Here is a 14,887-nt window from a genome sequence, read left to right on the forward strand (position 1 = left end):
TTCAGGCGCGAACGGGGGTCCGGGGCGGAGCCCCGAAAAGGGGTGCAGGGGACGAAGTCCCCGCAGGGGTCCGAGGGGCGGAGCCCCTCGGGGGTCTGGGGCGCAGCCCCAGGGCTCAGCTCTCCCCACCCCCGTCACGGGCGGGTGGGTGGGCGAACTCCCCGGGGGTGCAGGGGGCAGAGCCCCCGCAGGGGGCCTGGGGGCGCAGCCCCCAGAGGCCGAGCCATCCAGTCTCCCGTCACGGGCGGGCGGGTGGGCGAACCCCCCGGGGTCTGGGGCGGAGCCCCGGGAGCCCGGGTCCGGGGCCGCAGCCCCGGCATCCCCGCCTGGAGCCGAGCCCCAGGGAACCCCGGGTCGGGGGGCGGAGCCCCGGTCAACCCCGGGTCGGGGGCGGAGCCTCCGGGCTGGGCCAGGGTTACGAGTGGCCCAGGTCCTCCGTCGCGTCCGGCGCGTCCGGCACGGAGCCCTCGCGCGACGGCCGCAGGGCCAGGACGTCGGGGGCCACGGTGTCCAGGACGGGCGGGGCCGGGCGGGGCGGCTTCGGCATGACCGCCGCCTCGGAGTGACCCCCGCAGCCGTAGTCGAGGGCCACGACACGCCCGTCCGCGGGACCGAATTCGTTGGCGCAGATTCCGAACGCCTGGGAGAGGGATCCCGCGATCGGGACGAGGAAGGCGCAGGACACGCAGGAGGCCGGCGCCGCCTGAGCCATCGCGGTCTTGCCGCCGAAGGACTCCTCCCACCGGTCGGCCGCCGTGTGCAGCCCGTACCGGGAAAGGACCCGCGCCCGCCGCATGCCGAGTTCCTCGGCGACGGCCGCGATGGAGCCGCGCGCGGTGCCCGCCGTGGCCTCCGCGTCGGACAGGTCGGCCAGCTCGGCGTCCTCCGCGTCGACCCGCTCGGCCATCTCCTCGGAGACCACGGAGTTCGGCGGCGGCACGTCCTCGCCGGAGTACCCGGGCTCCAGGCGCAGATCGTCGGCCTCGGTGGGCAGCAGGTCGCCGGGGCCCATGTCGCCCGGGCGAAGGCGCTCGCTCCACGGCACCCACTCCGGGGCCTCCAGGGCGTCCGGGCCGGGCAGCAGGACCGTCTCGTCGAGGGTGACCAGCTTGGCGCGGGACGCCCGGGCGACGGTCACCGCCCAGCGCCAGCCCCGGTAGCCGAACTCCTTGCACTCGAAGAAGTGCGTGACGACCCGGTCGCCCTCCGAAACCAGGGCCACATGCTCGCCGACCACACCGGGTGCGGCGGCTTCCTCCGCCGCCTCGCGGGCTAGGTCGACCGCCTCGGCGCACAGGCGGTCAGGGGTACGGCTTCGCGTCGTCGCAGCACTCACAGGTCTCGCTTCTCTCCTACGCCGTCTCACGGGTGCGCCGGGGAGCCGAATGCGTACGGGCGGCGGGCGGAGCGGACCAGGGGGCCGCGTCAACGTCCGCGCCCGGGCGATCAACTGCCCAGCGACTGTCCAGTTTCACTGACCAAGGGAGTCCCCCTTGCTCCGTATGAGCGTGGAGGCGCACCTTCTGCAATCCATTCTGCGGGATCACGGATAGGCGCGCGGCCTTGGGCAGCCGCGGGCGGCGCGCCTGTCACGCTACCCCCTTCGTGGCCCCCGGCCCACCTGCACGTCCGAATCCTGGTTCGGGTCGGACGGGCTTGGGGCACTATGGCGGGGTGGCAACCGCGAGGTCGTCAGGGTCTTCGGACGCGTCCGGCCGCCTCCACAAGGCGGGCCGGGCGGTCGGTCACGCCCTGCACCTGCCGTTCACGGGGGCGGCCCGTTCGATCAGAAAAGCGACCCACGCGCACGGCGCCGGCGAGTCGGGCCTCGGCAAACTGATCGAGCTGCACGCGGTGAACGGCGCCGGCGACGTCATGATCACGGTGGCGCTCGCCTCGACCGTGTTCTTCTCCGTGCCGACCGACCAGGCGCGCGGCCGGGTCGCCCTCTACCTGGCGATCACCATGGCGCCGTTCACTCTCCTGGCGCCCGTGATCGGCCCGCTGCTCGACCGGATGCCGCACGGCCGCCGCGCCGCGATGGCCGGCGCGATGCTGGCCCGCGCGCTGCTCGCCCTGACGATGTCCGGCGCGGTCGCCACCGGCGGCCTGGAGCTCTATCCCGCGGCGCTCGGCGTACTGGTCGCGTCGAAGGCGTACGGCGTGGTCAGGAGCGCCGTGGTGCCGCGCCTGCTGCCACCCCGCTTCTCCCTGGTGAAGGCGAATTCGCGGGTCACCCTCGCGGGCCTGCTCGCCACGGGCATCGCCGCCCCGATCGGCGCCGGGCTCTCCCGTATCGGGCCCGAGTGGCCGCTCTACGGGGCGTTCTGCATCTTCTCCGCGGGTACGTTCCTGGCCTTCACGCTGCCCCACAAGGTCGACTCGGCCAAGGGCGAGGCCAGGGCGCAGCTCTCCGACCGCAGCGGCCTTCGGCCCAGTCTGCGTACGGTCGGCGTGTCCGTCCTGAACGGCCTGTACGCCAATGCCGCGCTGCGCGCGCTCTCCGGATTCCTGATCTTCTTCCTGGCGTTCCTGCTGCGCGAGCACCCGCTGTCCGGGCAGAGCGCGGCCGTCTCGCTCGGCATCGTCGGGGTGTCGGCGGGCGTCGGCAACGCGCTGGGCACGGCCGTCGGCTCGCTGCTGCGGGCGCGCGGGCCCGAGGTGCTGATCGTGACGATGCTGACGATCGCGCTGGGCGCGGCCGTCCTGTCGGCGGCGCTCTTCAGCGGCCTGATGGTGGCCGTGCTCGGCGCGACCGCCGGGCTCACCCAGGCGCTGGCCAAGCTGTCCCTGGACGCGATGATCCAGCGCGACGTGCCGGAGGAGGTCCGTACGTCCGCGTTCGCCCGCTCGGAGACGCTGCTCCAGGTGGCCTGGGTGCTCGGCGGCGCGATCGGCATCGCCCTGCCGCTCAACGGGATCCTGGGCATGTCGGTGGCCGCGGCCCTGCTGGCACTCGGCGCGGCCGTCTCGGTACGGGGCCTGCTCGGCGCGGCCCGGCGCGGCACCCCGCATCCCCGGGTCGCCTGAGCGCCGTACGGAGCGACGTACGACACGGCACGCCGCACCCCCGCGCGGCTTGGCTGGGGGCGACCGATAGCCTTCGCTCCATGACCGTTGCGTTCAATTCCGGTAGGACCCGCCGGGCCGGCCTCGCACTCGCCGCCGCCTCCGCCGGACTCCTCGTCCTCTCCGCCTGCGACAAGCCGACGCCTCTCGCGACCGTGACGGTCGGCACGAACTCCGTCAACACCGAGGCGTCCTGCCGCGGCGAGGACGGCAAGCCGCTCGCCGAGGCCAAGCTCACCAGCTGCCTCAGCGGCGTCAAGGACGCCAAGTCGATCGACTACGCGCCCGGCGCGACCCTGCGCCTCGGCGTCGACCCCAAGGTCGTCGAGAACGGCAGCAAGTGGATCGCGCTCCTCGACGGCAGCCCGATCACCGAGGCGTCCGCCCAGACCTACCGGAGCTTCCCCGGCGCCGACGTCTTCTCGACCGGCGGGCAGGGTGCCGCGCCGAAGGAGAAGAAGATCAGCATCGTGCAGGTCGACAAGGACAACAAGCCCGAGTCGGTCTGGAGCTTCTCGCTCAAGCGCACCAACTCCTGACGACCGGGCCCCGCCTGATGCGCGTGCTGGTCGTGACCGCGGTGGCGGCGGAGGCGGATTCCGTCGCCGCCGGTCTCGCCGCCGCCGGATACGCGCGCCTCAGCGAGGAGTTCGTCCGGCGCGCCCTGATCGCCGGGCCCGACAGCCCCGCGCCGCTGACCCGGCACGGGCGCGCGGGGCACGAGATCCATGTCTATCCGGCGGGCGTCGGCCCCGCCGCGGCGGCCGTCGGCACCGCCCTCGCACTCGGCCGGGGCCCCGGCTACGACCTGGTGATCTCGGCCGGCATCGGCGGCGGCTTCCCCGCCGTCGCCCCGCTCGGCACCCTCGTCGTGTCCTCGCGCATCGTCGCGGCCGACCTGGGCGCGGGCTCCGCCGAGGGCTTCATCCCCGTCACCGAGCTCGGCTTCGGCCGCCACGAGGTGCACGTACTCGGCTCGCTCGGCCGCCGTGCGACGCGGGCGCTGGACGCCGCGTACGGCACCGTCCTCACCGTCACGACCGCCACCGGAACCGCCGAGCGCGCCGCCGAACTCCTGGCCCGCCACCCGCGCGCGCTCGCCGAGGCGATGGAGGGCTTCGGCGTCGCCGAGGCCGCCGACCAGTACGGCCTGCCCGCCCTCGAAATCCGCGCGGTCTCCAACGAGGTCGGCCCGCGCGACCGTTCGGCCTGGCGGATCGGCGACGCGCTCGCCGCCCTCACCGACGCATTCGGGAAGCTCCCGCCCGTATTGGAGAGTTGGACACCCCATGAGCCCGATTGAGCCCCTGAAGATCGCCTACTCTCCCTGCCCGAACGACACCTTCGTCTTCGACGCCTGGGCGCACGGCCGGGTGCCCGGCGCGCCCGCGCTGGACGTGACGTTCGCCGACATCGACATCACCAACGGCATGGCCGAGCGCGGCGAGTTCGACGTGCTCAAGGTGTCGTACGCGGTGCTGCCGTGGGTGCTTGAGGAGTACGCGCTACTGCCCTGCGGCGGCGCGCTCGGCCGGGGCTGTGGCCCGCTGGTCCTCACGCGTGAGGCCGGCCTGGACCTGACCGGCAAGACGGTTGCCGTGCCGAGCGAGAAGTCGACGGCGTACCTGCTGTTCCGGCTGTGGGCCGCGGACGTCGTGCCGGGCGGGGTCGGCGAGGTCGTCGTCATGCCGTTCCACGAGATCATGCCCGCGGTGCGCGACGGCAAGGTCGATGCCGGACTCGTCATCCACGAGGCCCGGTTCACCTACCAGAACTACGGCCTGCACTGCCTCGCCGACATGGGCCAGCACTGGGAGTCGACGACCGGCCTGCCCATCCCGCTCGGCGCGATCATCGCCAAGCGTTCCCTCGGCGAGGACACGCTGCGGCTGCTCGCCGAGTCGGCCCGCACCTCCGTGCGGCTCGCCTGGGACGACCCCGAGGCGTCGAGGCCCTACGTACTGGAGCACGCCCAGGAGATGGACCCGGCCGTGGCCGACCGGCACATCGGGCTCTACGTCAACGAGTTCACCGCCGACCTCGGCGAGGACGGCTACGCCGCGGTGCGCGGCCTGCTGACCCGCGCCGCGGCCGAGGGGCTCGTACCGCCCCTCGGCCGCGATGCGCTGGAATTCGTGAAGAACTGAGCGGACTAGACGTCCAACTGGTCGGCCACCGCGCGCAGCAGGCCGGCGATCTTCTTGCCGGCCGCCTTGTCCGGGTAGCGGCCCTTCTCCAGCATGGGCGTGATGTTCTCCAGGAGCGTCGTCAAGTCCTGCACGATGGAGGCCAGTTCGTCGGGCTTGCGGCGCTGGGCTGCCGCGACCGAGGGGGCCGGGTCGAGGACCGTGACGGAGAGGGCCTGGTCACCGCGCTGCCCGGCGACGACGCCGAACTCGACGCGCTGTCCGGGCTTGAGTGCGTCGACCCCGTCGGGGAGCACGGAGGAGTGGACGAAGACGTCGCCGCCGTCGTCCCGGGAGAGAAAGCCGAAGCCCTTCTCGCTGTTGAACCACTTGACCTTGCCGGTAGGCAAAGCACGCCCCCATTCATCCACAGAGCCAGCCAACTACGTAATGAGCAAGGTCAGGGTATCCGTGTGTAGGGGCCGTGACTGCCTGCCATCACCGTGAAGCGTCCCCGCTGCTCTACCCACCGTCAAGCCAGCCCGAACGCCCTATGCCTTGATCTCATCCATGAGCATGCGCAGGGTCAGGGAGTGCTTCTCCGGCGGCAGAGCGTCCATTGCGGCCTGTGCGTACGCCGTGCCTCCCGCACGATCACCAGAGCGAGCCAGCATCAAGCCCCTGTGGAGTTCAAGGTGGGTGGCGAACCTAGGCAGTGTCGTCGGCAGTTCCTTCCTGGCTTGATCCTGGGCCTCTACGGCCCCCTTCTCATCCCCGAGTCGAGCCAGAAGCAGCGACAAGAAAACGTTCATGCGCCACCACGGCACCGCGTAGTCGCTGGTCTGCTCGTAAGAGCCTGCGCTGTCGAAGATCCTGCGCCCGCGCTCTGCCAGCTTGAGAGCCGTAGCCCTGTCCCCTCGGAGGGCAGCAGCGTGCGCCTTCCCCATGACCGCATTCAGAAGGCCCAGGGAAGGCCTGTCAGAGATCGCAAGAGCCTGGTCCGCCAGTAGGTCCGCAACACCTAGAGAGGCACCCTCATACCCGAGAGCGATGGCCGCTCGGCCACGCACCCAGACCCGTGCCGTGTCGTCTCCAGACTCGTCGGCGGCCTTGGCAGCCATGCGGTACCAGTGGACGGCCTTAGAACCGTCCGACCCAGGAAACGTCTTGGCGTACAGAGTCATCAACCGGGAGGCCACAGACCACAACTGCGGCTTGTCGAGCTGTTGCTGGACCACGACCAGCTCACCAGACACTCGCCGCTGAATGTCGGCAGCACCGAGGGACATGTAGTCAGTGCCGTAGGTGGCGAGCTTCCCCTCCCAGTCTTCCCCAGACGGCCCGCCATGCAGCCGAGCAGCGAAACCAACGGACAAGAGGTCAGAGGCCACCACGGGGGCTATCGCGGCCCCTGCAACGTCGGTAAGAAAGGCACGCCGTTCCAACTCGTTCTCCAGGACAGCTAGGGGTACGTCGAGCACGGCTGAGAGGCACCGGAGATAGAACGCCCCCGGCTCATGCTTGGAACACTCCCAACCGCTCACGTACTCCCGCGTGAGGGTGCTCCCGAACGCTTCGTTGACCTCCGACGCTAGCCGCCCCTGAGACCAGCCGCGAGCCTTGCGGAGATCCTTGATCAGCTCCCCGATGTCCACGGGCCCATCTTGCTCCTACGGATGCCACTAGACATCCAAGATCCGTACTACTGAGGCGACTTGCCACTACGGATCACACTAGGCAGCCGTCACGTACAGGACGACGCTCTACGCACCGCGAGGGGACACCCAACCCAGGGAGAACGACCCATGTACGCCATTCAGCCGTTCGCAGGAATGCCGGGAGTTCCGCCAACTTTAGAACCTGCCGACGGGAATAATGAGGAGAAATGCACCCTGCACCGAATGCTTCTTTCCCAATGGAACCAGGCACGAGAGGAGAACAATTCGTCTCGCGAAGTCGACGCGAGGGTGAAGCATCGGCGCCACGTGCGAGAGTTCCACGGGCGCACCGTTCCACTCTTCGTAGAGTGAATCCAGAGTAGCCGGACTACTCAGTTATGCGCCGGGCCACCTAAGGCCCGTACGGAACACAGGGCATGACGTGATCACCAACCCCCGGTCGCCGATACCGGGAGTTTCTCATAGTCACACTCTCTAAAACCGTGCTTCTTCTGCAGCGGGTCACCTTCCGACCCGCCGACGCCAAGGCTCACCTGTTTCCTTTGGGACCTGTAGTGATGTGTCTTGGACTGGCGTCATGCCGTGTGTCGGTGGCGGTCTCGGTGTCGTCCGTGGGTTCGCAGATCGAATGCGTGACCTTTTCTCGCGGGTGTCGTTGATCGGATGACAGCACTGCGGGCGGGAAGGGATGGGTGCGGGTGAGTCGGAGGCTGCCGCTCGGCGAGGGTGAGACGTCCCGTACCGCGTGTGCCCGTGGCGTGTTACGCACGGGCGTGGATGAGAAGACCGGCGAACTCCTGTCCGCCACCGTGCTGGCGGAGCGGGTGGGCTGGTGCGCGGCCCTGGTGTCGGACATGGCCGGTGCGCTGACTGTCGAGCGCTGGAACACCGCCGACGTGGACACCCTGGCATCCGGCGAGGACGCGGGGGGCAGGAAACTGCCGTCGAACGCCTGGATGGCACTGCGCCGCCTCGGCTGGGCCGTAGCGCCGGCCGAGGGTGTCAAGGTCAACGATCGGATCGTGCGGATGGCGCAGGAGCAGGCCGGGCGCGTGCTGCGGTCGGCCAAGTGGCGCGCCGACCTGACGGCCGGTGTGCTCAAGACGTGGCCTGCCGATCCGTCGAAGCGGACCACAGGCGAGTGGGACGCGGTGCGCGAGGCGGTGCCGGGCGGGCAGTTCCTGCCGTCCAGCGTGATCAAGTCCCGTACCCGGCAGATCGCCGCCTTCACCCGGAAGCACGGCCGGATGCCGGTCGATGTGTTCGAGCTAGAGGTCGCGCCCCGCACCGCACGCATGCTGCTGCTCTCGGCGTGCGACGGGCAGCAGGCTGCCATCGAACGCGCCGACGAAGGCGGCCGCGCCCTGCTGAGGCTCCAGCTCCCCACCCGCCCCGACCCGGCCTCGCACAAGGACTGGGCCTGGGTCGCCTGCCCCGTCTCGCTGCCGCCGACGATCCCGGCCGCTGCAATGCTGCACCTGCCCACCCTGCGTATCTATCAAGGCAACGTGCGGGCGGATCTCGCCTACACCCACGCCGTACCCAAGACACAGCGGACCGGTCACACGATCGCGCTGGGCGTGGACTGGGGCCTGAACACCCTGCTGTCCGCCGGAGCCGCACGCCTGCACGGCGACGGCCAGATCACCGCCCTCGGCTCCGGCGGACAGTTCCGCGCCGCCGGAGTCCTCGCCAAACAGCACCGGCTCCGGCGCCTGTCCGAGCACCTGCACTCCAAGGCCGACCGCTACCAGCGGCTCACCGCAGGAGACGAACAGCATTCACTGACCGCCAGGCACACGGTCTTGTCCGATGAGATCCGGCACGTCTGCGACCGGCGTTCCCACCTCAACGACGCCCTGGCGTGGGCTGCCGCACGCTGGACTGTCGATCAAGCCATCACCGCATCGGCCACGGTGATCTACGTCGAAGACCTGCGGTCGATGGAGGCCAAGGGCATGGGCCGTGCCATGAACACCCGCCTCTCCCAGCAGGTACGCGGGCAGATCGTGGACCACATGCGCCACCTCGCCGCCGAAGCGGGTATCGCCGTCGTCACCGTCCCTGCGCGGAACACCTCCAGGCACTGCCCCCATTGCCTCACCCCGCTGCGGCACCGCAAAGCCCCCGACCGGCCCACCACACCCGGCTGGAAATGGGCCCTCTGCCCGTCCTGCCGCTGGCAGGGCGACCGCGACCAAGGCGCCTGGCGGCGCATCGCCGCACGCGGCCTGACCCACCAGGCCAAGACCGTGGTGGACCGCACCAGCAGTGCCATGGTGATCCGCACGGTGGTGGACACACTCGAAGCACGCGCAGTCATCACACCGGCTGCCGACAAGACCAGCCGCAAGGACCGGTCCAAGGCCGGCTCCACCCAGCGACACACAGCACGTCCGACGCCCAGGCGACGCCGGACACCCTCCCCCACCAGACCCACAGGTCCGGAGGGCAAGCGTCCGGAGGGACACGCTCACACGGACCGGACCCGGCTGCCCCGCGCAGCCCACCGGCACCAGGACGTGACAACGATCAGCACACCCTTCCCCAAGCTCCCGGTTTCGCGCGAGCGAGGGGAGACCCCATCCCGGCACCAGCCACGAGGAGCAGCACTGGGCGCGGGCTTCCACCTGCACGCCCACGCCACCCCTCCACGATGGGAAACCCCGTCGCCAGACACCACGTCTGACACGGGATCACTTAGTTGATCAGCGACGCTAATGGTCCAGGGGCAGCTGACAAGACGTCCCGGCCTGTCCTTACGAGCAGGGAACTACCCTGGCGGGGTGAGTACCGAAACCCAGGCCAAGGCCGACCGCGACGCCCCCACCACCGGTGATCGGCTGGTTCGCGTCGGCGTCGTCGTGTTCTTCGTCGGCGCGCTCGCCACGCTGGTCACGGTGGCGCCGCTGTTCCTGCACACCGCCCCGTTCCCGTCGGTCGCCTATCTCGTCTGCATGCTGATGGGCGTCGGCTTCCTGATCGCGGGGGCGGGCGTGCTGCGCACCATCGCGGAACAGCGCCGCCAGGCCCGCGCCTGACCCGGCCGCCGCTCACCTGAACCGGCCGGTCCCGTACGCAAGTACGAGGCCCCGCTGTCAAGCGCGTTCGGCGGCGTAACCCTTCAACCAGGCCGGAAATGACGTCAGGTCGTCGAGGACGACGTCGGCGCCGGCCTCGCGCAGCTCGGCCGCGCCGATCGGCCCGGTCGGCACCGCGACGGAGAGGGCGCCCGCGGCGCGTGCGCCGAGGACGTCCCCGAGGTGGTCACCGACGTACACCGCGGCGCCGTGCTCGCGCAGCGCGGTCGCCTTGCCCTCGGCCCACAGCCCGCCGACGACCTCGTCCGGGGTGATGCCGAGGTGGTCGAGGTGCAGCCTGGCCTGCGGTTCGTTCTTGGCGGTGACGACGATGGCCCGGCCGCCGAGCTCCTGCACCGCGCGCACCGCGTCGGCCGCTCCCGGCAGCGCGGGGGTGGGCAGGATCGCGCGTGTGGGGTAGATCTCACGGTATTTGAGGACCATCTCGGCGATGAGCTCCTCGGGGAACCAGTGCCGCAGCTCCCAGTCCAGCGGCGGCCCGAGCCTGCTGACGGCCTGCTCGGCGTCGATGTACGTCCCGGTGGTGGCGGAAAGCTCCTGGTAGACGGCGCGAATGCCGGGCCGGGAGTCGATCAGGGTCATGTCGAGGTCGAAGCCGACCGTGGGCGCGTCTATGGGCATGAAGGCCATTGTGCCCAGGTGGGCGGGGCGGCCGGGCCCTTAGACTGGCGGCCGTAGTTAGCCAAGCCTTACCAAATCCCGACCGCCTCGCCTCGGCTGTCTCGCCTCGACCGCCTCGCCGAATACCAACCTGTGATGGGCCCTATGCCAGCCGCACCCCGCCGGACCAGACGCGTGCTCGCGACGGCGGCGGCCGTCACGGCGCTCCTGGTCGCGGTCCTGCTCTCGCTCGCCGTGGGCGCGCGCCAGATCCCGCCGTCCGAGGTCCTGGACGCGCTGTTCGGCGGCGCGCACACCCCCAACGCCGAGGTCGTCCGCGAACTGCGGGTGCCGCGCACCCTGATCGGCCTGATGGTCGGCGCCGCCCTCGCGGTCGCGGGCACGGTCCTCCAAGGCATCACGCGCAACCCCATCGCCGACCCCGGCATCCTCGGCATCAGCCAGGGCGCATCGGTCGGGGTGGTCCTGGCGATCGCCTTCCTCGGCGTGCACACGCTGACCGGATACGTGTGGTTCGCGTTCGCGGGCGCGGCCATCGCCTCGGTCGTCGTGTACGCGATCGCCTCCAGCGGGCGCGGCGGGGCGACGCCGGTGAAGCTCGCGCTGAGCGGCGCCGCGATCAACGCGCTGCTCGTGTCCGTGACGATGGGCGTGCTCACCACGAAGGCCGCGGCGCTCGACGAGTTCCGCTTCTGGCAGGTCGGCTCGCTGGCCGGCCGCGATGCCCAAGTCGCCCACCAGATCTGGCCGTTCATGCTGGTCGGCGTCGTGTTGGTGGCCTGGGTCGCACGCGGCCTCGACGCCCTGGCGCTCGGCGAGGACGTGGCGAAGGGCCTCGGCCAGAACGTCGCCGCGGTACGCGTCCTGGGCGGCATCGGCGCGACCGTGCTGACCGGCGTCGGGGTGGCGGCGGCCGGGCCGATCGCCTTCATCGGTCTCGCGATCCCGCACATCGCCCGCGCGATCGTGGGCAGCGACCACCGCTGGGTGCTGCCGATGGCGGCCCTGGTGGGCCCGGTGATGCTCCTGGTCGCCGACACCGTCGGCCGGATCGTCTTCCCGCCGAGCGAGATCCCGGCGGGCGTGATGACCGCCCTGATCGGCGTGCCGTTCCTGGTGACGCTGGTCCGCAGGAAGGCGGTGCCCGCATGAGCGGCGCCCCTCGGATCAGGAAGGCGGTCCCGGCATGAGTTCCGCAACGGCAGCCGTACGGGTGCGCCCCGCGGGCTACAGCGTCGTACGGGCGGGACGAGCCGTCTTCCTCCTGCACCGCAGGGCGGCGGCGGTGGGCGCGTCCCTCCTCGTCCTCCTCGCCGCGATCTGCGTGGCCTACCTCTGTGTGGGCGAGAGCTTCGTGGCGCCCGGTGACGTGCTCAAGGTGCTGACCGGCCGGGACTCGCAGGCCGAGCTCGTCGTCGGCACACTGCGGCTGCCGCGCATGGTGGTGGGCCTGATGGTCGGCGCCGCGTTCGGCATCGCGGGCGGGCTGATCCAGACCGTCGCGCGCAACCCGCTGGCCAGCCCCGACATCATCGGCATCAGCCAGGGCGCCTCGGCGCTGACGGTCGGCGCCATGACGTTCGGCGTCACCTCGTACACCGTGCTGCCCTACCTGTCCGTCGTCGGCGGGGTCCTCGCGGCGGCCCTGGTGTACGTCTTCGCCTGGCGCGGCGGGCTGCACGCGACGCGCTTCGTGCTGATCGGCATCGGCTTCGCGATCGCCCTTCGCTCGATCACCACGCTGTTCATGACCAAGGGCGACTACCTGGTCGCCCAGCAGGCGCAGATCTGGATGACGGGCTCGCTCAACGGGCGCGGCTGGGAGGAGGCGGCGCCGCTCGGCTGGGTGCTGCTCGCTCTGGTGCCCGCCGTGCTGTGGGCGGCCCGCGCGCAGCGCACGGTCTCCCTCGACGACGACACCGCGACCGCGCTCGGCGTACGGCTCGGCCGGGTGCGGCTCGGGCTGGTCGTCACCGGCGTGGTCCTCGCCTCCGTCGCCACGGGTGCGGCGGGACCCGTCGACTTCGTCGCGCTGCTCGCCCCGCAGATCGCCCGCCGGATGACGCGGACGGCCCAAATACCCTTGTTCTGCTCGGCGTTGACGGGTGCGGTGATCGTGGTCCTGGCCGATCTGCTGGCCCGGAAGCTGTTCTCGCCGACCGAGCTGCCGGTGGGCGTGCTCACCGCGGTGATCGGCGCCCCGTACCTGATCTGGCTGATCGTGCGCAGCCGTACGACTGGAGGAAAGTAGATGGCCAGCCGGCTGACGGCCCGCGAGCTGACCCTCGCCTACGAGGACCGCACCGTCGTGCACGGCCTCGACCTCGCGGTGCCGGACGGGCGGGTGAGCGTCATCGTCGGCCCCAACGCGTGCGGCAAGTCCACGACGCTGCGGGCGCTCGGGCGCCTGCTGAAGCCGCGCGGCGGCGCGGTCCTGCTCGACGGTACGGAGCTGGCGCGCATCCCCACCAAGAGGATCGCCCAGTCGATCGGGCTGCTGCCGCAGTCGCCCGTCGCGCCCGAGGCGATCACCGTGGCCGACCTGGTCTCGCGCGGGCGCCAGCCGCATCAGCACTGGTGGCAGCAGTGGTCGGAGGCGGACGAGCGGGCGGTCACGGACGCGATGGAGCGTACGGATGTGGCGGGCCTCGCCGACCGCCCGGTCGACGAACTCTCCGGCGGCCAGCGCCAGCGGGTGTGGATCGCGATGGCGCTCGCCCAGGAGACCGACGTACTCCTCCTCGACGAACCGACCACGTATCTGGACATCTCCCACCAGGTCGAAGTAATGGATCTGGTACGGCAGTTGAACCACGAGCGGGGCCGTACGGTGGTGATGGTGCTGCACGATCTCAACCAGGCCGCGCGGTACGCCGACCACCTCGTGGCCATGAAGGCGGGGCGGATCGTCGCCGAGGGCCGCCCCGAGGACGTGGTGACGGCGGATCTCGTACGCGAGGTGTTCGGCCTGGACGCGGTGGTCGTCCCGGACCCGGTGACGGGCTCGCCCCTGGTGGTGCCCGGCGCCCCCTACTCGCCCCCTTCGGAGAGGATCCCCCGATGACGATCCCCCGCCGCGCCGTGCTGGCGGGCGCGCTGACCGTGACGAGTGCGCTGACGGCGACGGCTTGCTCGTCCGGCACGCCCAACTCGCCCTCCAAGGGCGGCAGTTCGCACCTCGTCAAGACGGCGATGGGGGACGTGCGGGTCAAGGATCACCCGGAGCGGGTCGTCGTCCTGGACACCGCCGAACTCGACTCGGCGATCACGCTGGGCGTGCGGCCGGTGGGCGCGACGCACGCCGACGCGGGCTCCGGGTTCCTCGACTACCTCCCCAAGGACAAGGTGGCCGGGATCAGGGACGTCGGCGCGGTGATGAGCCCCGGCCTGGAGTCCATCGCGGCGCTCGAGCCCGACCTGATCCTCACCAGCAAGGTGCGGCACGGCGACAAGTACGCGGAGCTGTCGAAGATCGCGCCGACGGTGATGACGGAGTCCACGGGCTACCCCTGGAAGCAGAACTTCCAGCTGCACGCCCTCGCGCTGGGCAAGGCGGCCGAGGCGAAGCAGGTCACGGACGAATACGACGCGCGGATACGGGAGTTGACGGCCCGGCTCGGCGGGCCGGCCAAGGCGGCGGCGCTGAAGGTCAACGTCGTCCGCTTCGTCGAGGGCGCCGACATCCGGATCTACGGCCGCAAGAACTACATCGCGACGGTGCTCGCCGACGTGGGCCTGGGGCGCCCGGCCATCGTCGACAAGGCGAAGGACGGCTTCTCGTACGACGTGAGCCCCGAGCGGATCGACCTCGCGGACGCGGACGTGGTCTTCCACGCGACGTACGGCGACCCGGCGAAGTCGAAGGCGACGCAGACACTGGGCAGCGCGTTGTGGAAGGGAATGTCCGCGGTGCGGGCGGGCCGGGTCCACGCGGTGGACGACCAGCTGTGGATCCAGGGGATCGGGTACGGGGCGGCGACCGCGATCCTGCGGGAGCTGGGCGAGATGCTGCCGAGGTAGTGGGCCCGGGTCCGGCGGAGGCTGCGCCCCTGCACCCCTCTCGGGGGCTCCGCCCCCGGACCCCCGTTCGCGCCTTAAAGGCGCTCGTCCTCAAACTCCCCCAAGGCCTTAAGGGCCAGGGGGGACCCCCATGACGGGCTGAAGATGCTCGGCCTGCCAGGATCAACCCTGCTAGGGGCGCGGGGAACTGCGCGAGCAACCACGCACGGTCCGCAGCCAAACGATCACCCATCACCGGCCGGAGCCGAACCACCACCCACCCCAGACCGCA

The 14,887-nt window shown here is 71.1% G+C and carries 14 protein-coding genes; 10 read left to right on the forward strand and 4 right to left on the reverse strand.

Annotated elements, in window-relative coordinates; translation table 11 throughout:
- Positions 1-415: 415 nt before the first annotated feature.
- The gene (locus ADK54_RS05445; RefSeq protein WP_078966141.1) at positions 416-1,336 is read right to left on the reverse strand and encodes a DUF3027 domain-containing protein; all 921 of its coding nucleotides are present in this window, start codon (positions 1,334-1,336) and stop codon (positions 416-418) included.
- Between the two features lie 338 nt (positions 1,337-1,674).
- On the opposite strand from ADK54_RS05445, the gene ADK54_RS05450 reads away from it, so the two are divergent.
- The 4 genes from ADK54_RS05450 to ADK54_RS05465 all read left to right on the forward strand — a co-directional run bounded on the left by ADK54_RS05450 (position 1,675) and on the right by ADK54_RS05465 (position 5,216).
- A complete protein-coding gene (locus ADK54_RS05450; RefSeq protein WP_053724370.1) occupies positions 1,675-3,030 on the forward strand; it encodes an MFS transporter in 1,356 nt (451 codons plus the stop codon).
- Positions 3,031-3,110: 80 nt separating this feature from the next.
- Positions 3,111-3,608 carry a hypothetical protein gene (locus ADK54_RS05455; protein WP_053724371.1) on the forward strand — a complete coding sequence of 166 codons (498 nt, stop codon included), beginning with the start codon at positions 3,111-3,113 and terminating at the stop codon, positions 3,606-3,608.
- A 17-nt stretch (positions 3,609-3,625) separates the two neighbouring features.
- Positions 3,626-4,372, forward strand: coding sequence for a futalosine hydrolase (locus ADK54_RS05460; protein ID WP_053724372.1), 747 nt, complete (start codon positions 3,626-3,628; stop codon positions 4,370-4,372).
- On the forward strand, positions 4,359-5,216 hold the full coding sequence (locus ADK54_RS05465) for a 1,4-dihydroxy-6-naphthoate synthase (RefSeq protein WP_053724373.1): 858 nt from the start codon (positions 4,359-4,361) through the stop codon (positions 5,214-5,216). Before ADK54_RS05460 ends, ADK54_RS05465 begins: the two co-directional genes overlap by 14 nt.
- Positions 5,217-5,221: 5 nt before the next feature.
- Here ADK54_RS05465 and ADK54_RS48500 read toward each other — a convergent pair whose 3' ends face one another.
- Together ADK54_RS48500 and ADK54_RS05475 are read right to left on the reverse strand one after the other, a co-directional pair.
- Positions 5,222-5,605 carry a cold-shock protein gene (locus ADK54_RS48500; RefSeq protein WP_053724374.1) on the reverse strand — a complete coding sequence of 128 codons (384 nt, stop codon included), beginning with the start codon at positions 5,603-5,605 and terminating at the stop codon, positions 5,222-5,224.
- Positions 5,606-5,746: 141 nt separating this feature from the next.
- Positions 5,747-6,850 carry a helix-turn-helix domain-containing protein gene (locus ADK54_RS05475; RefSeq protein WP_107090462.1) on the reverse strand — a complete coding sequence of 368 codons (1,104 nt, stop codon included), beginning with the start codon at positions 6,848-6,850 and terminating at the stop codon, positions 5,747-5,749.
- 797 nt (positions 6,851-7,647) lie between these two features.
- On the opposite strand from ADK54_RS05475, the gene ADK54_RS05480 reads away from it, so the two are divergent.
- Together ADK54_RS05480 and ADK54_RS05485 are read left to right on the forward strand one after the other, a co-directional pair.
- Positions 7,648-9,582 (forward strand): zinc ribbon domain-containing protein, encoded by a 1,935-nt coding sequence (locus tag ADK54_RS05480; protein WP_234391934.1) that lies wholly within the window; start codon positions 7,648-7,650, stop codon positions 9,580-9,582.
- A gap of 45 nt (positions 9,583-9,627) precedes the next feature.
- Positions 9,628-9,915, forward strand: coding sequence for a hypothetical protein (locus ADK54_RS05485; RefSeq protein WP_234391935.1), 288 nt, complete (start codon positions 9,628-9,630; stop codon positions 9,913-9,915).
- 57 nt (positions 9,916-9,972) lie between these two features.
- Here ADK54_RS05485 and ADK54_RS05490 read toward each other — a convergent pair whose 3' ends face one another.
- The gene (locus tag ADK54_RS05490; RefSeq protein WP_053724377.1) at positions 9,973-10,605 is read right to left on the reverse strand and encodes an HAD family hydrolase; all 633 of its coding nucleotides are present in this window, start codon (positions 10,603-10,605) and stop codon (positions 9,973-9,975) included.
- A gap of 135 nt (positions 10,606-10,740) precedes the next feature.
- Between ADK54_RS05490 and ADK54_RS05495 the strand changes: the two genes are divergently transcribed.
- Genes ADK54_RS05495 through ADK54_RS05510 form a run of 4 tightly spaced genes read left to right on the forward strand, consistent with a single transcriptional unit; the run spans position 10,741 to position 14,616 of the window.
- Positions 10,741-11,748: a FecCD family ABC transporter permease gene (locus ADK54_RS05495; RefSeq protein WP_053724378.1), complete on the forward strand. Its 1,008-nt coding sequence runs from the start codon at positions 10,741-10,743 to the stop codon at positions 11,746-11,748.
- Between the two features lie 34 nt (positions 11,749-11,782).
- Positions 11,783-12,847, forward strand: a complete 1,065-nt coding sequence (locus ADK54_RS05500; RefSeq protein WP_053724379.1) for a FecCD family ABC transporter permease — start codon at positions 11,783-11,785, stop codon at positions 12,845-12,847.
- The gene (locus tag ADK54_RS05505) at positions 12,848-13,660 is read left to right on the forward strand and encodes an ABC transporter ATP-binding protein (protein WP_053724380.1); all 813 of its coding nucleotides are present in this window, start codon (positions 12,848-12,850) and stop codon (positions 13,658-13,660) included.
- Positions 13,657-14,616, forward strand: coding sequence for an ABC transporter substrate-binding protein (locus ADK54_RS05510; protein WP_053724381.1), 960 nt, complete (start codon positions 13,657-13,659; stop codon positions 14,614-14,616). Before ADK54_RS05505 ends, ADK54_RS05510 begins: the two co-directional genes overlap by 4 nt.
- Positions 14,617-14,887 lie beyond the last annotated feature (271 nt).

The sequence above is a fragment of the Streptomyces sp. WM6378 genome, assembly GCF_001279695.1.
GTDB lineage: Bacteria > Actinomycetota > Actinomycetes > Streptomycetales > Streptomycetaceae > Streptomyces.

Coding starts and splice junctions, on each gene's coding strand:
- ADK54_RS05495 (WP_053724378.1), top strand. CDS start 10,741: ATGCCAGCCGCACCCCGCCGGACCAGACGCGTGCTCGCGACGGCGGCG.
- ADK54_RS05490 (WP_053724377.1), bottom strand. CDS start 10,605: ATGGCCTTCATGCCCATAGACGCGCCCACGGTCGGCTTCGACCTCGAC.
- ADK54_RS05510 (WP_053724381.1), top strand. CDS start 13,657: ATGACGATCCCCCGCCGCGCCGTGCTGGCGGGCGCGCTGACCGTGACG.
- ADK54_RS05500 (WP_053724379.1), top strand. CDS start 11,783: ATGAGTTCCGCAACGGCAGCCGTACGGGTGCGCCCCGCGGGCTACAGC.
- ADK54_RS05455 (WP_053724371.1), top strand. CDS start 3,111: ATGACCGTTGCGTTCAATTCCGGTAGGACCCGCCGGGCCGGCCTCGCA.
- ADK54_RS05465 (WP_053724373.1), top strand. CDS start 4,359: ATGAGCCCGATTGAGCCCCTGAAGATCGCCTACTCTCCCTGCCCGAAC.
- ADK54_RS05505 (WP_053724380.1), top strand. CDS start 12,848: ATGGCCAGCCGGCTGACGGCCCGCGAGCTGACCCTCGCCTACGAGGAC.
- ADK54_RS05460 (WP_053724372.1), top strand. CDS start 3,626: ATGCGCGTGCTGGTCGTGACCGCGGTGGCGGCGGAGGCGGATTCCGTC.